This is a genomic window from Chloracidobacterium sp. (genome assembly GCA_016715795.1).
GTDB lineage: Bacteria > Acidobacteriota > Blastocatellia > Pyrinomonadales > Pyrinomonadaceae > OLB17.
In genome coordinates this window covers 1,575,291-1,597,381 of record JADJXP010000002.1, presented here as the reverse complement: position 1 = coordinate 1,597,381, position 22,091 = coordinate 1,575,291, and the positions used below count along the sequence as shown (strand labels likewise).

The window sequence follows — 22,091 nt, the reverse complement described above, 5'->3', positions numbered from 1 at the left end:
GGACGATGTCATTCATCTGGGACAAAGTTGCGCGGCCCGCGTTGTTCGGCCTCGATGCCGAACGGGCGCACGAGATCGGCATCAGGGCAATGAAAATGGGCCTCGCGTCGCCGTTCTATGTCGATGACGCGTCGTTCGGACTGCCGCCTGTAGAGCTGTTCGGGTTGAAATTCACAAATCGGCTTGGAATTGCGGCCGGATTCGACAAGAACGGAGTCGTCGTTGAACAGCTTGCGTCGCTTGGATTCGGTTTTGTCGAGGTAGGCACGGTGACTTTGCAGCCGCAACGAGGCAATCCAAGACCGAGACTTTTTCGCCTGCCTTCCGATCGAGCATTGATCAATCGGCTCGGTTTCAATAATGACGGTGCTCACGCCGTCGCCGAACGCCTTTCCAAACTCGACCGCCGCTGCATCGTCGGGGTGAATATCGGCAGGAACAAGGATATCCCGAATGAAGGAGCCGTCGAGAATTATCTTGCCTGCTTCGAGATCATGCAGCCGGTGGCGGATTACGTCGCGGTCAATGTCTCCTCGCCAAATACCCCAAATCTACGCGATCTACAGCGTGCGGAGAGCCTTGAACCGCTGCTTTCGGCCCTGGCCGCAAAAAACAGCGAGATCGGTCGAAAACCGCTTTTGGTCAAGGTCGCTCCCGACCTGACAGAAGCCGAGATCGAGGTGACGGTAGATGTTTGTCTGAGTTTTGCGATCGACGGGATCATCGCGACGAACACGACCGTCTCGCGCGACGGATTGCAAACATCCGATGTCGCGAGATTCGGCGACGGCGGACTGAGCGGACGGCCGCTGTTTGAGAGGTCTAATATGGTCATTTCGACCATCGATCGCTACTCTGGCGGCAAATTGCCGATCGTCGGCGTCGGCGGCATCTTTACAGCCGAAGACGCCCTGGCAAAGCTCGCCGCCGGCGCGTCGCTGGTTCAGGCTTACACGGGCTTCATCTACGGCGGGCCTTCTTTTCCAGCCGACGTGAGTCGGAGCTTGGCGAGGACGCCGGACCGGCCGTCGACGTTTTTTTGCGAGACTAACGAGATCGACGTAAGTTAGCTTTCCACAAACAGATACGATCCGCTTATCGCTCCCATCACACACAATTCAGGGTAAGCCTGTGTTATCCTAACCCCATCTTGGAACCCAATATTGTGTGATTTCGAAAGTTCGGATGTTCTAATGCCGACTCATAGGGATACAGCTAAAGAACAGTCAGCGAATAGGGACAGCGAAACAAAGGCAATGACTCCGGTCGAGCCGGATGCGACTTTGATTTTGCCGATCGACGCAGCAGATCTCGATCACGAATCTCCGACCGAAATCATTCCCGATAGGTCCGATCCGTACGATCTAAGACCAAACAAGTTTAGGTCGATATCGATTTTCCTTTTGTTCCTGCTCGTCGCCACCTGGTGTTGCCTCAACGTTTACAATTTGTTGACCGAAAAAAATGATATGCCGTACGCTGCGGCGGGACGCGACGGCGTCCTGCGCGTTACGGCCCCGCAGCTATTTTACGATGACAAGGTTCGAATGGGAGATGAGGTCATTCAAATCGATGGTAAAGTCCTCGACGGCTTCAACAGGTTCCGGTTGTATGTCCGCCAGTTAGACCCGGGCGTGCCGCATGCGTTTACCTTTCGACGCGACGGCGAGATCTTTGCTCGCGAGATCACGCCAAGACCGCCCGGAATGGACCACTTTCTCAATACGCTTGAAAACGGAATATTGACGCCCGCAATTCTGATCGTCACCGCACTGTTCTTATTCCTGTTCAAGCCAAATAATAAGCTCACGCTCCTCGCCACGATCGCCTTTCTGCTCTGTGCCATGTCGATGTCTCCGATCCATTTCGTGATATTTGAAGAAACATCCATCGGCCTGGCGTCACTTTGGTTGGTCGGCTATCTGTTAAGCCTCCTTAACGCGGTCGCTCTGCTCAATTTTTTTATTTTTTTTCCGCAGCCGCTTCGCTTGGTCAAACGTTTTCCAAAACTCGAGTTTGCGATCTACCTGCCGTTTCTCCTCTACGTTATACCAACCGAGATCGGTCAACAGCTTGCGTGGAATGGTTTCGCGGCCTTCAACGTCTTCTACACGACTCCGCTCTTCCTGGGCGATATGTTTTATCCGGTATACAATGTGGCCTGCATCGGCGCCCTTGTGTCCAACTATCGAGACGCGGATGAGCTTGGTAAGAGGCGACTGTTCTTTCTGGCAATCACAATTCCGATCATTTTTGCGCCCTTCATACTCATACAACTTGTATTACCGTGGGTTGAATCGCTGGTCGGTCAGGCTGTATTCGTTGCTGGCATATGGCGCGACTTTGCTGGGAACATTTTCTATATTCTTGCTCCACCCGTATTCGCCTACGCGGTGATTCGTCATCGGGTAATACCGATTTCGTTCATCATTCGGCTCGGTCTGCGGTATCTTTTCGCAAAAAACGGACTGCGCTTAATGGTGTTGCTGCCTGTTGCTGGAATTATTTGGAATATTGTTACCGACCCGAATCGAACGTTGCCGGAAATTCTCCTTCGTAATTCCGCGTTCTTTTACTTGTGCGTCGCTCTTGCTGTGGGGATTGCGATGCTGTCGCGATTTCGCCTAAATGAGTGGATCGACAAGCGTTTTTTTCGGGCGCAGTACGACGGCGAACATCTTCTGCGCAATCTGATCGAACGAGTGAAATCGTCCGATTCGATCGGCACGCTGTCTCGCCTTGTGAGTGACCAGATCGAGGCTGCTATGCACCCGGTCTGCATCTACTTTTTCTTCGAAGACACGCGGAACAGCACATTTTCGCTCAGCTATTCGACGGGCTCAAATTCTATCAAGGCCAAACTTCCGGCCGACTCGGCATTGCTTGATACGATGCGTCATCAGGAATCGGCCGTCGAGATACAATCGCTTGTTATCGATCAGATACCGCGGGACGAAAGAGAATGGCTTACTCGGATCGACGCCAATCTAGTCGTGCCGATGCATGGAACGAACGGAAAACTCGCCGGCCTTTTTGTGCTCGGAAAGAAGCTTTCCGAAACCGCGTACACCGCGCGTGAAAAAGAGCTTCTCCTCGCCGTCGCGAACCAGGTTGCCATTGTCAACGAAAACCTTGTGCTAAGAGATAGAATGCGCAGCGATCAGCGAATCAGACACGAAGTCCTATCGCGGCTGGATGAAAGCAATATTAACCTGCTGAAAGAGTGTCCCCGCTGCGGACGTTGCTTCGATCGTTGTGACGATAGATGTCCAACTGACGGCGCGGAATTGACCTTCACCTTGCCGGTTGAGAGGACTATTGAGAATAGATATCGCCTCGATAAACTGCTGGGACGAGGCGGCATGGGAGCCGTTTATGAGGCAAGCGATCTTCGAATAAACCGAACGGTCGCGCTAAAGATCTTAAGCGGCTCGCTATTTGGAAACCGCGAAGCACAGCGCCGCTTTGAACGCGAAGCCCACATCGCCGGGAAACTCAATCATCGCAATATCGTAACCGTTTTTGACTATGGATCGCTCTCGACCGAAGGCGCTTTTCTCGTTATGGAAAAGATCCACGGCTCGACATTGGCAAGCATCCTGACCCAAAAAGGGAATCTTGACGCGAGGACGATGGTCGAATGGATCGGCCAGATGCTCGACGGTGTTGATGCTGCCCATCAAGCCGGCATCATTCACCGCGATCTCAAACCCGAGAACGTATTTGTTACACAGCAAGATGATGGGTTGGTTCGAGTGTGTATCTTGGATTTCGGATTAGCGAGGCTGAATGAGAACGAATTCGCGAACAGCGTCACTGTTCCGGGAACGGTTTTGGGCACACTGGGATATATGCCGCCGGAGCAGCTTCACGGCGAAAAGGTGAACGAACGCGGCGACCTATTTTCCATCGGCGTCATCGGCTTCGAATGTCTCTACGGCAAACGCCCCTATGCCGGCAGGACCTATCGTGAATTGCTCCAGTCGATGACAGTCCGGCCCGTATTCAAGGATGATGATCCGTTTGCAGCATTCTTTTTGCAAAGCCTTGCGCACGATCCTAATGTTAGATTCCCGAGCGCCCGCGAAATGAAACGCGCGCTCACGACCCTGACGATCAGGTAGGAACGGGCTAGGTTCTTCACTACTACGTTGTATTCGTTCAAAGGGGTCCTACCTAGTGGCGATGTTATTTCTAGTCATGGCGTTTACGATTACGGATTTCCGGCGCTTGCGGCCTTTTTTTCTTGATTCAACGGCAGGGCGTTTGATTGTGCGCCTTGAGCCGTCCGTATGGCGGTTGACACGCCTTTTTCAGGCACTATAATCATACTTTTGCCTTTTTGCGGCCCGCGGCCGCATACGGCAGGCAGATTTGACAAATGATAATTGATCTCGCGATTGCTCCTACGTCTCAAAAGCCCTTGCGGGCGGAGTTTGCAGATGACGAGATCGACCTCGCGGGCGAGGCCCGGCTGACGGGACCGGCGGTGTTTGACGGTGAGGTTTTTCGCGACGATGCGCGGACTTATCTCGGCGGGATGATCACGGCGACGGTCGAGGCCGATTGTTCGCGGTGTCTGGAGCAGGTCACTCGGGCATTTGAGATACCGTTTCGCGACGTATTCGTTGACGCGAGCCTCGAAACCGACCGGCCCGAAACCGAGATCAGCGAGGACGACCTGGACGAATCACTCGTTATCGGCGGCCGCGTAGACATTGCGGAGGTTGTTCGCGAACAGATATTGCTGGCGATGCCGGAGCAAATATTTTGCAAGGATGATTGTCGCGGTTTGTGCCCGATATGCGGCGGGAACCGTAATTTGATAGATTGTAGTTGCGAAAAGAACGAGATCGATCCACGATGGGCCGGACTCAAAAATTTGATTTAAGTTATGCCAAATCCAAAACGACGACATTCACATGCCCGAACAAGGACGCGCCGTGCCCACGACGCGCTGAAAGCGCCGCAGTTCTACCTTGATAAAGACACCGGCGAGGCAAAAGTGCCGCACCGCATCGACCGCGAAACCGGTACCTACAAAGGGCGCAAGATCATCGAAGGAAAAGAAAGCGAATAAGTTCATCGAGTTCACCGAGTTTGTAGAGTTTATAGAGGTTCACCGTTTGCAGTTGACTCTAGGAACTCTATAAACTCTAGGAACTCTAGAGACTTTTATGTCTAACGCGGGCATCATCGGGATGGGACACGCTTATCCGGAGGGCATCCTCACAAATGCCGACCTGGAAAAGATCGTTGAAACATCTGACGAATGGATCACCACGCGCACGGGCATCAAGCAGCGTTACAAGGCGGCGGATGACGAGTACACGTCGCAGTTTGCAGTGCGGGCGGCCCGCCGAGCGATCGAACGTGCGGGGATCGAGCCTAAGGACATTGAGATCATCATCTGTGCTACTACGACGCCGGACCAAATATTGCCCTCAACCGGCTGCCTCATTCAGGCTGAACTCGGCTGCGAGAATGCTGCCGCGATGGATGTATTTGCGGCCTGCTCCGGTTTTATTTATGGTATCTCGATGGTCGAATCGATGATCCGCACGGGTCAGATCCGCTACGCTCTCGTGATCGGGGCGGAAGTTTTGACCAAGTACATTGATTACACCGACCGCACGACGTGCGTGATCTTCGGCGACGGTGCCGGTGCGGCCGTTCTGGGGCCGGTGCCCGAGGGCAAAGGTGTTCTTGCAACAAAGATCCGTTCTGACGGTCGTTATGAAGAGTCACTCTATGCTCGCGGGGGCGGGACGCGATATGGCACGTCACACGAGACAATTGATAATCGGATGCATTACTTCACGATGAAGGGCAACGAGATCTTTAAGCTTGCCGTGAGGTCGATGGCCGATATCTCGCTCGAAATGCTCGCTAAAGCGGGCCGCGGCATCGACGAGGTGACCATGATAATCCCGCATCAGGCCAATCAGCGGATAACGGATGCGGTCGCCCAGCGGCTCGGTGTGTCGGAGGAAAGAGTTTATTCAAATATCGAGCGGACCGGCAATACATCGTCGGCTTCGATCCCGATCGCCTTGGACGAATGCATCGAGAGCGGCAAGGTCAAAGAGGGCGACCTTGTCGTTCTCACGGCATTCGGCGGCGGAGTGACATGGGGCGCGAGCGTGATCCAGTTCTAGTCAGAACCGCCTGCGTAAGCGGGCGGTCAGTTCGTTGCGAGTCGCGCAACTGAGCCATTGACTGGACGCAAGCCGCGGAACTGGCCGCCCGCCTACGCAGGCGGTTCTGACTATGAAGATCGCATACATATTTCCCGGTCAGGGCAGTCAGGCTGTCGGGATGGGCAAGGACCTGTTCGACAAGTCGGCCGCTGCACGAGAGGTTTTTGAAATAGCCGACGATGCGCTCGGGTTCAAGCTCTCGGAAATGTGTTTCGCAGGTGATGAGGCTGACCTCCAGCTTACCGCGAATACACAGCCTGCGATATTGACGGCTTCGCTTGCCACTTATCGCGCGGCACGCGAGGCGGGAATGCCGGAGCCTGACATTGTTGCAGGGCACAGCCTCGGTGAGTATTCGGCCCTGGTAGCGGCAGGCGTACTCGATCTCGCCGATGCGGTCAGGACGGTTCGAAAACGCGGGACGTATATGCAGGAAGCCGTCCCGATCGGCGCTGGGGCGATGGCTGCCATCCTCGGGCTTGACGTTGCGACGGTCGAGCAGGGCTGCGAGGAGGCCGCAGAAGGACAGGTTTGCAGCCCGGCGAATATCAATTCACCTTCGCAGGTAGTGATCGCGGGCAATGTTGAGGCTGTTGATCGGGCGTGCGAGATACTGAAAGAAAAGGGGGCGAAAAGGGCGATCAAGCTCAACGTGAGTGCCCCGTTTCATTGTGCGTTGATGATGCCGGCACAGGAACGGCTGTCAGGCGATCTCGCAGAAGTGAGCTACGGCGACTTTTTGTTCCCGGTCGTCCACAACGTCGATGCGACCGCGAGCACAGATAGCGTTGCTGTCGCGGACAAGCTCACACGGCAGGTGTCATCACCCGTCCGCTGGCTGCAATCGGTTGCCGAAATGAAAGCCAATGGCATCTCGAAATTCATCGAGATCGGGCCCGGAAAGGTTTTGACAGGGCTCATTCGCCAGATAGACCGTGACGCCGTTTATAGTAATATTGAAGACACGGAAAGTTTACGCAATACGTTAGAGACTCTATAAACAGGAGAAAATATGTCAGAAGTACAGGATAAGATCAAACAGATAATCGTTGACGAGCTCGGAGTCGATGAGGCTGAGGTGACCGAGAACGCTCGTTTCATCGAGGATCTCGGCGCGGATTCGCTCGATCTCGTCGAACTCGTGATGCGCTTTGAGGAAGAGTTCGACATCGAGATCCCGGACGAGGACTCTGAGAAGATCCAGAGCGTCCGTGACGCCTACGCCTACGTCGAACAGCATAAGGGATAACGAACAACGGACAATGGGCAACAGACGATGAAGGGCCCGCCCCTTATCGCCGATTGTCAATTTTTCATTATCCATTGATATGAAGCGTCGAGTAGTAGTAACAGGACTGGGCCTGGTGACGCCTGTCGGTAACGACGTGGCGATGACGTGGGACGCGCTAATGCAAGGGGTTAGCGGGGCGGCGAATATCACCAAGTTCGATGCGACGGGCTTTGCGGCGCGGTTTGCATGCGAGGTCAAAGACTTTGATCCGTTGACCTTCCTTGACAAAAAGGAAGCACGCCGGATGGGAGCCTTCACGCATTTCGCCCTTGCGGCCTCGGACGAGGCCATGAAGCACAGCGGCCTCGTGATCGACGAGTCAAACGCCGAAATGGTCGGGACATATATCAGTTCCGGCATCGGTGATTTCTGGGCCATCGAGCGCGAGCATGAAAAACTGCTTACGTCCGGTCCGGATCGCGTATCACCCTTTTTTATCGTTTCCGCGATCGTCAATTTGGCGGCGGGAAATGTATCGATACGCCACGGAGCGAAGGGGCCCAATTCGGCAACCGCAACGGCGTGTTCCGCGGGGGCACACGCCATCGGCGACAGCTTCAGGTTGATCGAACGCGGCGATGCCGACGCGATGATCTGCGGCGGGGCCGAGAGTGCGATCACGCCGATGTCGGTCGCGGGTTTCGCTTCGATGCGGGCTCTGTCGACGAGAAACGACGACCCGGAGCACGCCTCACGGCCGTTCGACCTCGAACGTGATGGCTTTGTCATAGGCGAAGGCTCGGGATTGATGATCCTTGAAGAGCTGGAATTTGCGAAGGCCCGCGGAGCGAATATCCTCGCCGAGATCGTCGGTTACGGTATGTCGGGCGATGCGTTTCATGTCACTATGCCGGACGAGACGGGATCTGGCGCGATTCGCGTAATGCAGCGTGCCTTGGATGACGCCGGACTGGAGCCGTCGCAGATCGGTTACATCAACGCTCACGGGACGTCGACGCCATACAACGACAAGTTCGAAACGCTGGCTATCAAGAAGGTTTTTGGCCAACACGCCTACAATATTCCAGTCAGCTCGACCAAATCGATGACCGGGCACGCTCTTGGTGCCGCAGGCGGCATCGAAGCCGTGGTTGCCGTCAAATCGATCCTCGAGAACAAATTGCCGCCGACGATCAATTACACGACGCCCGACCCCGATTGTGACCTCGATTACATTCCCAATGAGGCTCGCAATGCTACGGTCAATTACGTGCTGTCGAATAATTTTGGTTTCGGCGGGACGAATGCGTGTTTGATATTCAAAAGGTACGCCGAGTAGTTGTCAGAACCACTTGCGGTAGCGAGTGGTTGACCGTTATTCTTCGGCAACGTCACTAAACTAACTTCAACCGCCCGCTACCGCAGGCGGTTCTGACTTTAAGATGAAAATAATCGTTCTAATGAAACAAGTCGCCAATAAAGACGCGGTGCTTCGCATTGCGGGCGACGAGAAATGGATAAACGAGGCAGACGTGGCCCAGCAGACAAATGAGTCTGATGGCTACGCGCTTGAGGAGGCTTTGAGAACCGTCGAGGCAAAAGGCGAAGGTGAAGTCGTTGTTTGCACGCTCGGGCCGGCCGGGGCAAAGTCTGTGATTAAGGACGCCCTCGCACGCGGAGCTCACCGCGCGATCCACATCGTTGTAGAGGACAGCAAATCGCTGTCCGCCTACCAGGTCGCAAAGACGATCGCTGACGCAATCCGTGACGAGAATGCCGAATTGATCCTTTCTGGTTTGCAATCCGACGATGCGAGCTACGGGCAGACGGGCGTGATACTCGCCGAACTCCTCGGCATTCCGCATGCGACCATTGTCATCGAGGTAGATAGAGGAAGTCTCGGCGACACGCTCCGTGTCAAACGCGAACTCGAAAGCGGCTGGTATCAATGGTTTACGTATAAGTTGCCGGCGTTGATGACGATTCAATCGGGCATCTCGCAGATACGATACGCATCGCTAAAAGGCATCATGGCGGCGAAGAGCAAGCCGGTCACCGAGGTAACACCTGCGATCGAGCCATTCGCTTCGGCCGCGAGCATACAAAAAGTGTATATGCCGCTCAAAACAAAGCAGACGCAAATGCTCGGCAACGGCGACGCCAAGGCCGGTGCCGTCGAGCTTGTCGAAAAACTTCGCTCGGAGGTGCGTGTAATATGAGCATCCTCGTATTTATCGAACACAAAGATTGCGTTCTCAATAAGACGTCGCTCGAGGCGATCGCGGCGGCGCAGGCTATCGGCAAAGACCTCGGCCTTTCGATCACGGCCGTTCTGCCGTGTGATAAAGACTGCTCTTTGGCGCAGGACATTGCCGGCTATAACATCGAAAAGGTCATCGTCGCAAAGAACGAAAAACTCGGCACCTACACGCCCGACGCCTACGCTGATGCGTGGGAGCAGGTCATCAAAGCCGTAAATCCGCAATACATCGTGATGGCCCACACATATCAGGTGCGCGATTTCGCACCAAAGGTTGCGGCCCGGCTGGGACGCGAAGTCGTCGGGGATTGCATCCGTTATCGCAGCGAGGGCGGCAAACTGGTGCTGACACGGCGTATCTTCCTCGGCAAGCTCGATGCCGACGTGGCCATAGGCGGCGACGCGCCGTACTTCATCACATTCCAGTCGGGAGCATTTCGCGGTGACAGCGCCGAACGGGGAAGTGCGGCGGTGGAGACGATGGATGTGACCGTCGGTGACGTTCGCATGACACCTGAAGCACCGTTCCAGGAAGCAAAAGCTTCGGTCGATCTTACAAAAAGCGAGATCATCGTCGCCGTTGGCCGCGGCATTAAATCGCAGGAGAATCTCGCGGTCGCCCAGCAGCTTGCCGATGCTCTCGGTGCCGACATCGCGGCATCACGCCCGATCTGCGACAGCGAATGGCTGCCGATCGACCGCCAGATAGGCTCATCCGGCCAGACCGTCGCACCGAAGCTCTACATTGCACTCGGCATCTCAGGAGCCATCCAGCACATCGTCGGCATGAAGAATTCCGGCACTATCGTCGCGATAAATAAGGATGCCGAAGCACCGATCTTCGACATCGCGGATTACGGTATCGTAGGCGACCTATTCGAGGCCGTGCCCGTACTGGTCGAAGAGATCAAAAAAGCAAAAGCGTAAGAAGAATACCCACGAAATACACTAAAGGCACGAAATAGAGAAGCCCTCTTTATTCGTGCCTTTCGTGTGTTTCGTGGGTAGCTTTCCTACCCGGCGGCGGCTTCGATGTCGGCGATGATGATCTTTGTCATCTTGAACATCGCCTGAGCGACACGGCCGGCTTTTTCGCGGTCGGGGTCGGTCAGGTTTTTCATTAGCATCGTCGGCGTGACCTGCCAGGAAACGCCGAATCTATCGACGAGCCAACCGCAGGGCTGCTGTTCGCCGCCCTCGCTCAGCTTTTCGTAATAATGATCGATCTTCTCCTGCGTTTCTGCGTAGATCATAAATGAAACACCCTGCGAAAACACGAAGTTCGGATGCGGCCCGGCGTTGTAGCAGTTGAACCCGACGCCATCCAATTCGAATGTGCCTCCCGCAATCTTACCGCCGGGGCCGGGCATCGAACTGACAACACGCGAATTTGGAAACAGTGAAGTGTAGAATTCCATCGCCTCCTCGGCCTGATCGTTAAACATCAGAAACGGCGTGATCTGTTGTGACATAGCTCCTCCTAGTTTGCGTGTCCTTTTGCGTTCAACGATTCAAGCACGCTGTCGAGTTTGTTGTAGCCATCGACAACTCCGCGTTCCATACCCGATGCGACCATGCCGTCGCGGTCCTCAACAGACTGGAAAACCGATTGATGTACGAGCCGCGAACGGCCACCGCCGAGGTCCTCGAATCTTGTCGTGCCCATGATCACATGTCCCTTCTCGGGCAGTCCGTCGAATTCGAATGTGCCGATGATGCGTTCAGGGGCCAGTACCTCGTGATACACGCCGTGAAACGCATAGACATGCCCGTCACGCTCGTGCAGAAAGCGATACGAACCGCCGTCGACAGCCTCCATCCTCTCGATGGTCATCGTCAGGTCGTCCGGGCCTACCCATTGTTCATAAAGCTCGGCCTCAGTGTGTGCTCGAAAGAGCAGTTCTCGCGGCGCGTCAAACTCGCGGATGATAAAAAGTTCCTGTTTGCCCTCTTCGGCGGTGATTACGGTCTTGTTTGACATTGGTCGTCCTCCAGGTTTGTCTTATTCCTCGGCAAAGGGAAGCATCGGCTCCTCTGCCTTCATTTTCTCAAGCACGGCGTCGAGGCGGCTGTATTCGGCCTCTTTTATCGCCGCGAATTGTCGTATCCATTTCTCCAACTCTTTGATCGGTTCGGGATTCACATAATAGATACGCTGCTGGGCACGTTTCTCGACATGCACGAGTTTAGCTTCACGTAATACTTTAAGATGCTGCGAGATCGCGGGTGCACTAGCTTTGAAACACCGGTAAATACTGGTCGCCGGCATTTGGCCGTGAGCCGAGAGCAACTCAAGAATATTTCGTCGAGTCGGTTCCGCGATAGCCGTAAACGTATCCATGTGGATGATAATAAAGTAATAGCTTAATTAAGTCAAGAGAAAATTAGAAGTTTTTTAGAAGAACAAGAGAAAAGGCACAAAGATAACGAGAGAGTTATCTCTGTGCCTTCCAGCTTTCTTGTGTTGCGAGCTTAGATCGACGCGGCGATGGCCTCGTCAAATATCTCGAGGGCGACATCTACATGTTCCTTTGCAAGGATCAGCGGCGGAGACCATCTGATACCGTTCGCGCCGCAGCCGAGGATTATCAGTCCCCGCTCGTAGCAGGCATATTCTATCTTGTCACGCAGTTCCGGTGCCGGTGCGAGCGATCGTTTGTCCGTGACGATCTCAACGCCCAGCATCATGCCCAGGCCGCGAACGTCGCCGATACAGTCGTATTTACCCTTGAGACGGTTAAGTCCGGCTTCGAGATAGGCCCCGACTTCACGGGCATTATCGATGAGGCCGCCTTCGAGAAGATCAATGGTCTTCATCGCGGCGGTCAGGGCGACCGGATTGCCTCCGAAGGTCGATGCGTGCGCACCCTTGTGCCAATCCATAATGTCTGCCCGGGCTATGCAGGCGCCGATCGGCATTCCGGAGCCAAGGCCCTTGGCGAGACACATGATGTCGGCCTTGACGCCTTCGTGATGGTCGAGAGCGAACATTTTTCCTGTGCGGCCCATGCCCGATTGCACTTCGTCGACGATCAACATGATGCCGTGCTGGTCGCAGATGCGGCGAATCTCTTTGACAAACGCCGTCGGTGCGGGAATGTAGCCGCCCTCGCCCTGCACGACTTCCAAGATAATGCCCGCCACCTCTTCCGGCGGCGTTGTGGTCTGGAAAACTCGGTTCTCAAGCCAGTTGACGACATCGCGCGTGATCGTATCTTCATCGGTCGGCATATCGGTGGCGAAATGCCGAAACTTGTTTGGATACGGAATGTGGACGACGTCCAACGCCTGCCGCATGAATCCAAGCCGCTGGGCACGTTTTGAACTCGTCAAACTCAACGCTCCGAGCGTTCGGCCGTGAAATGAGCCGTAGAACGAGACGAATTTCTGTCGCCGCGTGTGATACATCGCGACCTTTAGCGCTGTTTCGATCGCCTCGGCACCGCTGTTGGCAAAATGCGTTCGCGTGGGCCCGTCGATCGGGCAGATGCGTTCGAGCGTTTTTCCAAGCTCTGGCATGTGGCGATAGAAATAATCGGTGCCGCAGAAGTGAATGAACTCATTCACCTGCTTTGTGATCGCCGCGACGACCTCAGGATGGCAATGTCCGGTCGAGCACACGGCGACGCCGGCATTGCAGTCCAAAAAGGTATTTCCGTCCGGGTCCTCGACCCACACGCCGTGGGCCCGTTCGACGACGAGCTTGTAATCCGGCCGCGGATAGCTCGGCGTCACATACCGTTCGTCGCCGGCAATGATCTCGAGCGACTTCGGGCCCGGGAGTTCTGTATTAATAACGGGACGCTGTAATTCTGTTGATGGTGTCATGATATTCTCCGTAAGCTGCAGCCTTAGGAAGTTACCCTCGCGATCGAATAGAAGACAACCCAAATCTCCTCTTCCTCAAGTTTTGACATTAGGTATGCCTTGGTCGTTTCAAGGTAAGCCAAAAGTTCGGTTCGGTGTTCGGGATCATCTAAGTCCAACTCGAAATCGCAGAACAAGATACGGATCGCATCACTGATCAGATCCGAGCCTTCTGGTGACGAGAATAGTCCGGCAAAAGGGGTGGTTGTTGTTGAGCCGCCCCGCGAATGCGCGAGATCCATTGCCAACCAGTCCAGCACAGACTGATAAGCTGCGTTATCCGAGCGAACCGGCAGATAGAATTCAACTCTTGTTCGACTTTCGGTCGGCATTGAGGTCTTCCTCAAACTTCGCGATGCGCTCACGCACACCGCGCATGCGCCGGATCGTCTCCTCAGCCGAATTCGAGGTGAAATACGGATGTATCGGATGCTTTGCCGTAGCCGTTGGGCCTCGTTCCGAGCGACGCGTGGTTCTTTCTTTGTTGCTGTTCATATCTTAGATCAAGGTGGTTATGAAAAGTTCCGAACGTCGCTACTCAGTCGCCGGCAAACAGGTGCGCACGCTGCTGGATGGGGCGAAGAGTTGAGATGCAGCGCGCGGTCATTATGCGTGCAAATATAGCAAACAATCGGTCGGCTTCAAAATCGATTAGAGCCGCCTTGCGAATATGAAACACTTGACAACACTTGCAACGCATGTTAGCTTATCTGTTAGACAAAGACGGCGGTGGAAAGTGCGAAACATATTTGTTTTTTTTGCAAAACGGTGGAACACCGTTGCACGGGAATGTTTCGTTCGCGTAACTCCATTGGACGCCATGAGTTCTGGCGTTCCACCGGCTGTTTCGTCGCAGCTGTCTGTGCCACGCAATGCATCATTTAGGCCACAGACGGCCATTTTAGCCAATTTTTGATAGGAGTGTTCCAGTGATGAAGAGAACGACATTCAATATCTCGCTGCCCGAGGCGATGGGCAGCTTTGTCAGGCGACGGATCGAGAACCGGTATGGATCGGTCAGCGAATACATACGCGAATTGATCCGCAACGACCAAAAACGCGCCGTCGGGGCGAGTTCACCGCCCGATTTCGAAGCTGCCCGACGCGAGAAGTACAACAGCTATCGTGATCCCCTGACCGGAAAATGGCGGTCATAAATGAGCGAACCTAAACACACGAACCGGCTGATCGACGAAACATCGCCATATCTGCTCCAGCACGCACACAATCCGGTGGACTGGTATCCGTGGGGCGATGAGGCGTTTGAAAGGGCGCGAAATGAAGATAAGCCGGTTCTTGTGTCGATAGGTTATTCGGCGTGTCATTGGTGCCATGTGATGGAGCATGAATCATTTGAGGACGAGGCGACGGCGGCGATACAGAACGAACATTTCGTCAACATCAAAGTCGATATGGAGGAGCGGCCGGACGTTGATCAGATCTATATGAATTTCGTGCAGCTAACCACGGGCCGCGGCGGTTGGCCGATGAATGTTTTTCTGACACCGGACAAGCGGCCGTTCTTCGGCGGGACGTATTTTCCACCGAGTCCGCGCTACGGTATGCCGTCGTGGCAGCAGATCCTGAAAGGCATTGCGGAAGCCTATCAGGAGCGGCGCGACGAGATCGAGCACTCGGCGAATGATATTGTCGGCGAACTGAGGAGAATGTCGATCGTCGAGACTGCCGGCGGACTGTCAGACACGATGCTTGATTCGGCCTTTGCGTCGTTCGTCCGCACGTTTGACGCCACCAACGGCGGTTGGGGCGGAGCACCAAAGTTCCCGCAGGCGATGTCGATCGAGTTTCTGCTCAGGTACCACCATCGCACCGGCGAGAAGAAGGCTCTCGAGATGGTAACTCTTACGCTCGACAAGATGGCTTTGGGCGGCATCTATGATCAGCTCGGAGGCGGCTTTCATAGGTATGCGGTCGACGCGATCTGGCTGGTGCCGCATTTTGAGAAGATGCTCTACGACAATGCCCAGCTGGCCCGCGTTTATCTGCACGCGTATCAGGTAACCGGCAACGATCTCTATCGCCGCATTGCCGTCGAGACGCTTGAATACGTGCGGCGAGAGATGCTCGATGCCGAAGGTGGTTTCTATTCCTCTCAGGATGCTGACAGCGAGGGCGAGGAAGGGAAGTTCTTTGTGTGGAAGCCGGAAGAGGTCGACGCGGTGCTCGGGAAAGATGCAGCGGCGGCCTTTTGCGAACAGTTTGACGTAACGGCTTCAGGTAATTTTGAGGGCCATAACATTCTGAATATTAAGGATCCGGTCGCTACGGCTCCCGGTTCTGAATTGAGTGATGCGTCCCGACGTAAACTGTTTGAACGGCGCGAAGCACGCGTTAAGCCGGGTCGTGACGAGAAGATACTGACTGCTTGGAACGGGTTGATGTTGGCGGCATTTGCGGATGCTGCGGGAGCGCTCGGCAGCGACGAGTACTTAGCGCTAGCGAAGCGCAACGCGGACTTTATTCTCAATGAACTCCAAGATGACGGCCGCCTGCTGCGGACGTGGAAGGACGGCGAAGCGAAACTCAACGCTTACGTAGAGGATTACGCGAATGTAGCTGACGGGCTGCTAGTGCTGTATCAGGTAAGCGGCGAGGTGCGTTATTTGGTAGAGGCCCGACGGTTGGCAGACACGATGATAATGGAGTTCTGGGACCCCGAAGGCGGCGGATTCTTCTTCACATCGAACGATCATGAAGAGCTTGTCGTTCGAAACAAGGACTTTTACGACAACGCCACGCCGTCGGGCAACTCTGTTGCCGCCGATGTGCTATTGCCGCTGACGAAGCTGACGGGTGATGACAAATACGAACAGTTTGCCTCGGCGACATTGCGGCTCGCTGCGTCGCAGATGCGGCGCTATCCGCAGGGTTTCGGACGCGCGCTTTCGGCGTTCGAATTTCATCTCGCTGACACAAAGGAGATCGTCATCGTTGGCGATGCAGACAGCGACCTGGCTCGCGAGGTCTTGTCGCGGTATTTGCCAGACGCTGTCTTTGCGATCACCACTGATCCAGCCTCAGATGCGTCTGCCATGCCGCTGTTCGAGGGCCGCGCGGCGGTTGAGGGGGAAGCGACAGCCTATGTTTGTGAGAATTTTGTATGTCAGCGGCCCGTCACGTCTGTGAAGGAGTTGCGTCAGTTGATCTTTGACAACTGATAGAGAAAGGCCCGGACGTCTAGAACGACCGAGCCTTCGTCAAGCCTGCTCGTGCAGACTATTTGTTTGCCGGCTTGGCGGCTGCATTGTTTGCCGGAGCGGCGTTCGAAGGCTTGACCGAATCGGTCGCCTTGTTCGCTGCGTCGGCTGCTTTGTTGGCGGCGTTTGCCATCGTATTGGCTGCGTTAGCCATCGTGTTGGCAGCGGCGTTCATCGCGTTGGCCGCAGCGTTGGCAGCGTTAGCGGCCTTGTTCACTGCAGTGTTGGTATTGGCAGCTTCGCCACAGGCCATGCCGAGGGCACCCATGACGAGAACTGCTGAAAGTGCAATTACTTTTTTCATAAGAATCGATTCTCCTGTCTTTCTCAAAGATTAGATCTAATTGTTTCGGAACGATGCAAGCACCGCCCACGGTTCCACATAAAGCTTATTTGGGGAACACTCGACAATATATTCACCGCTTAACGGGAAGTCAAACGCGAAAAGCAGAGTTTTGAATATGGGTGGAAAAGAAAAAGCACCTTGTCGGTGACAAGGTGCTCTTCAGATCTAGTTCGTAAATGAACTACTTGTTTGCCGGCTTGGCGGCAGCGTTGTTTGCCGGAGCGGCATTCGCGGGTTTGGCACCGGTGGTGTTGCTCGCGTTGGCCGGGGCCGTGTGGTTCGCAGCGGTGTTAGCCGGAGCGGTGTTGGCCGGGCTCGAGACCGGGCTCGCCGCAGGGGCTGTGTTGGCCGGCTTGTTCGTGGCGTTGTTGGCCGGGGTCTCACCGCAAGCCATGCCCAGAGCGCTCAAACCGAGAACTGTTGAAAGTGCAATTACCTTTTTCATTTTATTTAATGACTCCTGTCTTTTTCTCAAAGAATAAATCACCTGTTTCCAGGTCCCGGCTGATCGAACACAGCCGTTTGCTCCGGAACTCTTTCATTTCCGAAGCAAACGATAATATAGTTAGCCGCGAAGGTTTAGTCAACCTAAAAATCACAAAAGATGAACTTTTTTTGATTCTTTTTTTTGGGTCATTTTATGCCGATCTGCCGGGGAAATACTTGTTGACCGTATCCCACCGTCAACGCTATCTTTATAAAGGGGCCGCTTCCCACATCCCGGCCTGTCATTTCTCACAAGCTTGCATGGAAGTTCCCATCGAAACCGCGCCTGCGCGCCACGCCCGCAAGGTGTTTTCTCCTGCAATAGTTGTCTGTATCGCGCTGGGCGCGATCGCGGCGAGCTATCTGTTGGCCGTTTCCGAGCTTGATATTGGCATAAAGACGAGAGGCTTCTCCGTCATTATCGTGATGTTTCTCGGCGTAACCGTCGGCCTGCATTTGCTGCAATTTCGTCGCGAATCGACGAACACCGAAAAGGTGAACGAGATGCCGAGTTTCGAAACTAGCCTTTCGGGGCTCGACGAGGCAAAAGACCTTTTTGCCGGTTCGTTGTCCGCGGCCGACACTTTTCGCCTTGCCGCGAGCCGCATTCGCGGGCTGGTTCCGTGTAAGACCATATTGCTTTTTGTCTACGACGCGGCGGCCGACCGGCTAGAGGTCCTTCAGGCCGAAGGCTCGACAGCCACGGAGCATCGCGGCCTGGTCATCAGTCCCCGCGAAGGGTTGCCGGGCGAATGCTACCGCACCCGCGAGGTCCAAACCGACGCATCATCTGTAGCGATGCCGCTCGAGAGCGGACAATCGGCTTTCGGCGTGCTTCAACTCTTCTTCGATAAGGACTTTGACCCGCGTAAGGTGGAAAGGTCAACATTCGAGGCGATCTGCACCCGCATCGCTCCGTTGGTGATGAGCTCTGTCGCATTTGAGCAGAGCCAGGCCAAAGCTCTGACCGACAACACGACCGACCTGCCGAACGAACGCTCCTTTTACCTCGTCCTCGAAAATCAGATCGCCGAATCGCAGCGAAAACCGGACGAACGTCCACTGACGATACTCGCCTTGGACATTCGCGGATTCGACGACATCAATCAACGATTCGGCCACGCGGCAGGCGACCGTGTGCTGGCGTTTGTTGCCGGCGTCGTAAGAGAGAATCTGCGGCAGATGGATTTCTTTGCACGGGCTGGAGCGGACGAGTTCCTCGCTGTGCTTCCGACCGCGACCAAGGAGGTCTCGCATGAGATCATCGCACGGATCCACACCGGCTTCTTCGGCCGCAAACTCAAGATCACAGACGCCGATTCGATCGAGGTCGAGATCAATGTCGGATGGGCGGCCTTCGGCACCGACGGCGAGACGCCCGAGAATCTCCTGAGAGCGGCGCGCGAAAGAAAGGCACAATCGAAATCTCCAAATCCGCCAAAGGTCCTTTGGTTCCCGAGCGAACTCGCCAATTAAAAACGCTTGGCGCAGACCGGTTTCCGTCTTACACTCTTTCTTTGGTCCTAACCCAAGGAAAAAGAGGCTAAGGCAGTTATTGGCATATGGTGACGGGCGGCAAGGTCGGCCACTATGAGATCCGCGACAAGATCGGCTCAGGCGGGATGGGCGAGGTCTATCTTGCTGATGACACGCGTCTCGACCGCAAGGCTGCCGTCAAGATACTCAACGACGAACTCAGCAAGGATGCCGACAAACTGAACCGCTTTATTCAGGAAGCGAAGGCGGCATCCGCGCTCAATCACCCGAACATCCTGACCGTTTATGAGATCGGCGAGACCGACGGGCACAACTACATCGTCACGGAGTACATAAAGGGCGAGACGCTGCGGGACAGGATGAGCTCGGGCCCGATCAGCCTGAGCGACGCGCTGAAGATCGCCCTGCAGATCGCGGCGGCATTGGGAGCGGCCCACGAGGCAGGGATCATTCATCGAGACGTTAAGCCGGAGAACATCATCGTCCGCGACGATGGCCTTGTGAAGGTCCTCGATTTTGGCCTCGCAAAGCTCACAGAGCAGCGTTTTGAAACGGCTGACTCGGATGAGGCGACAAGACTACAGTTCAACACGCAGCCGGGAATGGTGATGGGCACCGTCGGATATATGTCACCCGAACAGGCGCGCGGCAAGCCTATCGATGCACGCAGCGACGTCTTCAGTCTCGGCATCGTGATGTATGAGCTATTCACAGGAAAACGCCCTTTCGAAGGCGAAGGGCATCTCGACGTGGTCAGTTCGATACTGCGAGACGATCCGGCGCCGCTCCGCGAAATTGCTCCCGCCCTGCCGCGCCAGCTTGAGCGCATCGTGGGCAAGGCCCTGCGCAAAGATCGCGATCATCGCTATCAGCACATCAAGGACCTCGAGATCGACATAGAGGACCTGAGGGACGAGGTCAGGTTCGAATCGAAACGAGGTAATAGCGGCGATCAATTGTTGCCCTCGCCCGAGGCCGGTCAAGTTGGCAAACGCTCGACATTCACGACGGCTTTTAGGACGACACGAAGATTTACCTTGCTGCATGCGATCATCTTTGTGCTCGTTGCGGCCGGCATCATTTCCGGGGTCTACTTCCTCGGTCCGGGACGTTCGGAGAATCGTGTGCCGGGGACCTACAAGGTCGCGGAGGTCGCAAGCTGGACGAGTGCGCCGGGCGAGCTTTTTAGCAGTGCACGCTTCTCACCTGACGCCAAACTGATCGCATTTGCATCGACCAGGTCGGGAAGCAAGAACATCTGGGTCACGCAGACGGGATCTACCGAGGCCATTCAGATAACCAATGATGCGTTTTCAAATACCGATCCTGTCTGGTCGCCAAAAGGTGACGAGATAGCATATTTCTCAGACCGCTCGTCGAGTTCTGACACCGCCAGGATGTCCGGCATATGGCGCGTCAGCGCATTGGGCGGAACGCCAAAACTTGTTGGCACGCTCAATGATCGCAACATTGAACTTCGACGCTGGGCCCCATCGGGGAAGATCTACTTCGAACTTCAGAAGGAACTCTATTACGTGGATCCGTCCACCGGTGCGACTGAGAAGGTGTCATCTTTTGGCCGCGATGACGTCGCGTTTATTAATATTGCTGCGGACGAACGCTCGCTGATCTATGCATTACGGCAGAAGGACGAATGGAAGATCGTGACGGGCACGCTCGGCTCCGATAAGGTCAGCGATGAGATCAGCGGAGCGGGACGCCTGGATAAGATCATCTGGCTGCCCGATGCCAAGCGGGTGTTCTATTCGTCAGCGGTCGAGGGTGTACTCCAGGCCTTTGTCTCCAAAATGGGATCGGGCGTAGGCTCACGCATAACAGCGTCTGAGACCGATGCGAGTGTCGCGGATGCAACGCCGGATGGGCGCTCTATTCTGTTTAGTTCGGCCAAAGAAGAATCGAATCTCTGGCGGGTCTCGGTAGCCGACGGTGCGGAGGCTCCGGTAGTTCGGGACCGGAACTCAAAGTTGTGGCCAAGCGTCGCTCATGACGGAACGCGCATCGCGTTCCAGTCCGAGAAAAACATGAGCCTTGGCAATCATATTTATGATTCGACGATCATGGTCCGATCGATGAAACCCGGCGCGGATAACGAACCGATGACGCGGCTCGTCGAGCACGGCTTCCTTCCGTCATGGTCGCCTGACGGTTCGATGATCGCGTTCATACGCGATGAGGCCGGCAAGAAAGACCTCTTCGTCGTAAATCCAAACGGTGGATCTGAACGAAAGCTGTCTGCCGGCGGTATTTCGGCCGCAGGTTATTCGGTCTCGCCGTATAATCTTACGCAAACAGGCGTTTTCGACTGGTCGCCGGATGGTTCGACTGTCTTATATGTAACTGACACGAGTAGTGCGGCGAATATCGCCCTAGTCAACGTTCGGGACGGCGCGCAAAGACTGCTGACTGACAACGCTGAGAAGGCACAAACCTTCGCGTGCCCAATGTTTTCGCCTGATGGAGCTCAGATCGCCGTCATCGAGCGCACGCCTGGCATTGCCGGGGCGAAGGTTCGCATCATCAACACCGATGGCAGCTCTGCATCCGAAATTCCACTTTCATCAAGCATCGTCCGGCTGCTCGGCTGGTCGGCAGATGGAAAGCAAGTGATAGTCGCGGAGGCAGGCAAACTCTCGGGCTTGCCGCCCGAAACGGTCATTCGACTGGTTTCGACCGTTCGGAGTGGAGAAAGTGTTGTAGCGAAGTTGAAAAACGCTTATTATTACAATACTTTTCTATCGGATGACAGAAAACTGATCGGTTTCGCCGCGCGAAACGCCGACAAGGATGACCTTTGGGTGGTGCCTGTCAGCGGCGGGCCCGAAAGAAGGCTGACGAACAATAACGATTCGGGCCTGTATTACTCGCGACTTGATTGGCTCCATGACGGAAGCGGCATGGTCTTTGGCAAGCAGACGCGGTTTAGTCTGCTATCTATGGTGACAGACATTGACTAGACAGGAGGCTG

The 22,091-nt window shown here is 55.0% G+C and carries 22 protein-coding genes; 14 read left to right on the top strand and 8 right to left on the bottom strand.

Features of this window, described 5'->3' with window-relative positions:
• The first annotated feature begins 14 nt into the window (after positions 1-14).
• The 10 genes from IPM59_12350 to IPM59_12305 all read left to right on the top strand — a co-directional run bounded on the left by IPM59_12350 (position 15) and on the right by IPM59_12305 (position 10,618).
• A complete protein-coding gene (locus IPM59_12350; protein MBK9216358.1) occupies positions 15-1,070 on the top strand; it encodes a quinone-dependent dihydroorotate dehydrogenase in 1,056 nt (351 codons plus the stop codon).
• 399 nt (positions 1,071-1,469) lie between these two features.
• Positions 1,470-4,124, top strand: a complete 2,655-nt coding sequence (locus IPM59_12345; protein ID MBK9216357.1) for a protein kinase — start codon at positions 1,470-1,472, stop codon at positions 4,122-4,124.
• Positions 4,125-4,381: 257 nt separating this feature from the next.
• Entirely contained in the window at positions 4,382-4,891 is a 510-nt protein-coding gene (locus IPM59_12340; protein ID MBK9216356.1) for a DUF177 domain-containing protein, read from the top strand.
• Positions 4,892-4,894: 3 nt separating this feature from the next.
• Positions 4,895-5,080, top strand: coding sequence for a 50S ribosomal protein L32 (rpmF, locus tag IPM59_12335; protein MBK9216355.1), 186 nt, complete (start codon positions 4,895-4,897; stop codon positions 5,078-5,080).
• Between the two features lie 97 nt (positions 5,081-5,177).
• Positions 5,178-6,158: a ketoacyl-ACP synthase III gene (locus tag IPM59_12330; GenBank protein MBK9216354.1), complete on the top strand. Its 981-nt coding sequence runs from the start codon at positions 5,178-5,180 to the stop codon at positions 6,156-6,158.
• 112 nt (positions 6,159-6,270) lie between these two features.
• Positions 6,271-7,200 carry an ACP S-malonyltransferase gene (fabD, locus tag IPM59_12325; GenBank protein MBK9216353.1) on the top strand — a complete coding sequence of 310 codons (930 nt, stop codon included), beginning with the start codon at positions 6,271-6,273 and terminating at the stop codon, positions 7,198-7,200.
• Positions 7,201-7,212: 12 nt separating this feature from the next.
• Positions 7,213-7,449: an acyl carrier protein gene (locus tag IPM59_12320; GenBank protein ID MBK9216352.1), complete on the top strand. Its 237-nt coding sequence runs from the start codon at positions 7,213-7,215 to the stop codon at positions 7,447-7,449.
• Positions 7,450-7,528: 79 nt separating this feature from the next.
• Positions 7,529-8,770 (top strand): beta-ketoacyl-ACP synthase II, encoded by a 1,242-nt coding sequence (fabF, locus tag IPM59_12315; protein ID MBK9216351.1) that lies wholly within the window; start codon positions 7,529-7,531, stop codon positions 8,768-8,770.
• A 103-nt stretch (positions 8,771-8,873) separates the two neighbouring features.
• Complete coding sequence (locus IPM59_12310) at positions 8,874-9,650, top strand: electron transfer flavoprotein subunit beta/FixA family protein (GenBank protein MBK9216350.1); 777 nt, start codon at positions 8,874-8,876, stop codon at positions 9,648-9,650.
• Positions 9,647-10,618, top strand: coding sequence for an electron transfer flavoprotein subunit alpha/FixB family protein (locus tag IPM59_12305; protein MBK9216349.1), 972 nt, complete (start codon positions 9,647-9,649; stop codon positions 10,616-10,618). The genes IPM59_12310 and IPM59_12305 overlap by 4 nt, the downstream gene beginning before the upstream one ends.
• A gap of 86 nt (positions 10,619-10,704) precedes the next feature.
• Here the strand turns inward: IPM59_12305 and IPM59_12300 are convergent, their stop codons facing one another.
• From IPM59_12300 to IPM59_12275, 6 genes are all read right to left on the bottom strand, one after another.
• Entirely contained in the window at positions 10,705-11,163 is a 459-nt protein-coding gene (locus IPM59_12300; GenBank protein MBK9216348.1) for a VOC family protein, read from the bottom strand.
• Positions 11,164-11,171: 8 nt separating this feature from the next.
• Positions 11,172-11,672, bottom strand: a complete 501-nt coding sequence (locus IPM59_12295; protein MBK9216347.1) for an SRPBCC family protein — start codon at positions 11,670-11,672, stop codon at positions 11,172-11,174.
• A 21-nt stretch (positions 11,673-11,693) separates the two neighbouring features.
• Positions 11,694-12,032: a helix-turn-helix transcriptional regulator gene (locus IPM59_12290; protein ID MBK9216346.1), complete on the bottom strand. Its 339-nt coding sequence runs from the start codon at positions 12,030-12,032 to the stop codon at positions 11,694-11,696.
• Between the two features lie 131 nt (positions 12,033-12,163).
• The gene (locus IPM59_12285) at positions 12,164-13,519 is read right to left on the bottom strand and encodes an acetyl ornithine aminotransferase family protein (GenBank protein MBK9216345.1); all 1,356 of its coding nucleotides are present in this window, start codon (positions 13,517-13,519) and stop codon (positions 12,164-12,166) included.
• A gap of 23 nt (positions 13,520-13,542) precedes the next feature.
• Positions 13,543-13,890, bottom strand: a complete 348-nt coding sequence (locus IPM59_12280) for a hypothetical protein (protein MBK9216344.1) — start codon at positions 13,888-13,890, stop codon at positions 13,543-13,545.
• Positions 13,862-14,053 (bottom strand): hypothetical protein, encoded by a 192-nt coding sequence (locus IPM59_12275; protein ID MBK9216343.1) that lies wholly within the window; start codon positions 14,051-14,053, stop codon positions 13,862-13,864. The genes IPM59_12280 and IPM59_12275 overlap by 29 nt, the downstream gene beginning before the upstream one ends.
• Positions 14,054-14,490: 437 nt before the next feature.
• On the opposite strand from IPM59_12275, the gene IPM59_12270 reads away from it, so the two are divergent.
• Positions 14,491-14,715 carry a type II toxin-antitoxin system ParD family antitoxin gene (locus tag IPM59_12270; GenBank protein MBK9216342.1) on the top strand — a complete coding sequence of 75 codons (225 nt, stop codon included), beginning with the start codon at positions 14,491-14,493 and terminating at the stop codon, positions 14,713-14,715.
• Complete coding sequence (locus tag IPM59_12265) at positions 14,716-16,737, top strand: thioredoxin domain-containing protein (GenBank protein MBK9216341.1); 2,022 nt, start codon at positions 14,716-14,718, stop codon at positions 16,735-16,737.
• A gap of 58 nt (positions 16,738-16,795) precedes the next feature.
• On the opposite strand, the gene IPM59_12260 is transcribed toward IPM59_12265, so the two are convergent.
• Positions 16,796-17,080 (bottom strand): hypothetical protein, encoded by a 285-nt coding sequence (locus tag IPM59_12260; GenBank protein MBK9216340.1) that lies wholly within the window; start codon positions 17,078-17,080, stop codon positions 16,796-16,798.
• Between the two features lie 223 nt (positions 17,081-17,303).
• Positions 17,304-17,567, bottom strand: a complete 264-nt coding sequence (locus IPM59_12255; protein ID MBK9216339.1) for a hypothetical protein — start codon at positions 17,565-17,567, stop codon at positions 17,304-17,306.
• Positions 17,568-17,869: 302 nt separating this feature from the next.
• On the opposite strand from IPM59_12255, the gene IPM59_12250 reads away from it, so the two are divergent.
• Both IPM59_12250 and IPM59_12245 read left to right on the top strand, forming a co-directional pair.
• On the top strand, positions 17,870-19,084 hold the full coding sequence (locus tag IPM59_12250) for a GGDEF domain-containing protein (GenBank protein MBK9216338.1): 1,215 nt from the start codon (positions 17,870-17,872) through the stop codon (positions 19,082-19,084).
• 86 nt (positions 19,085-19,170) lie between these two features.
• Positions 19,171-22,080, top strand: coding sequence for a serine/threonine-protein kinase (locus tag IPM59_12245; GenBank protein MBK9216337.1), 2,910 nt, complete (start codon positions 19,171-19,173; stop codon positions 22,078-22,080).
• Positions 22,081-22,091: the final 11 nt, after the last annotated feature.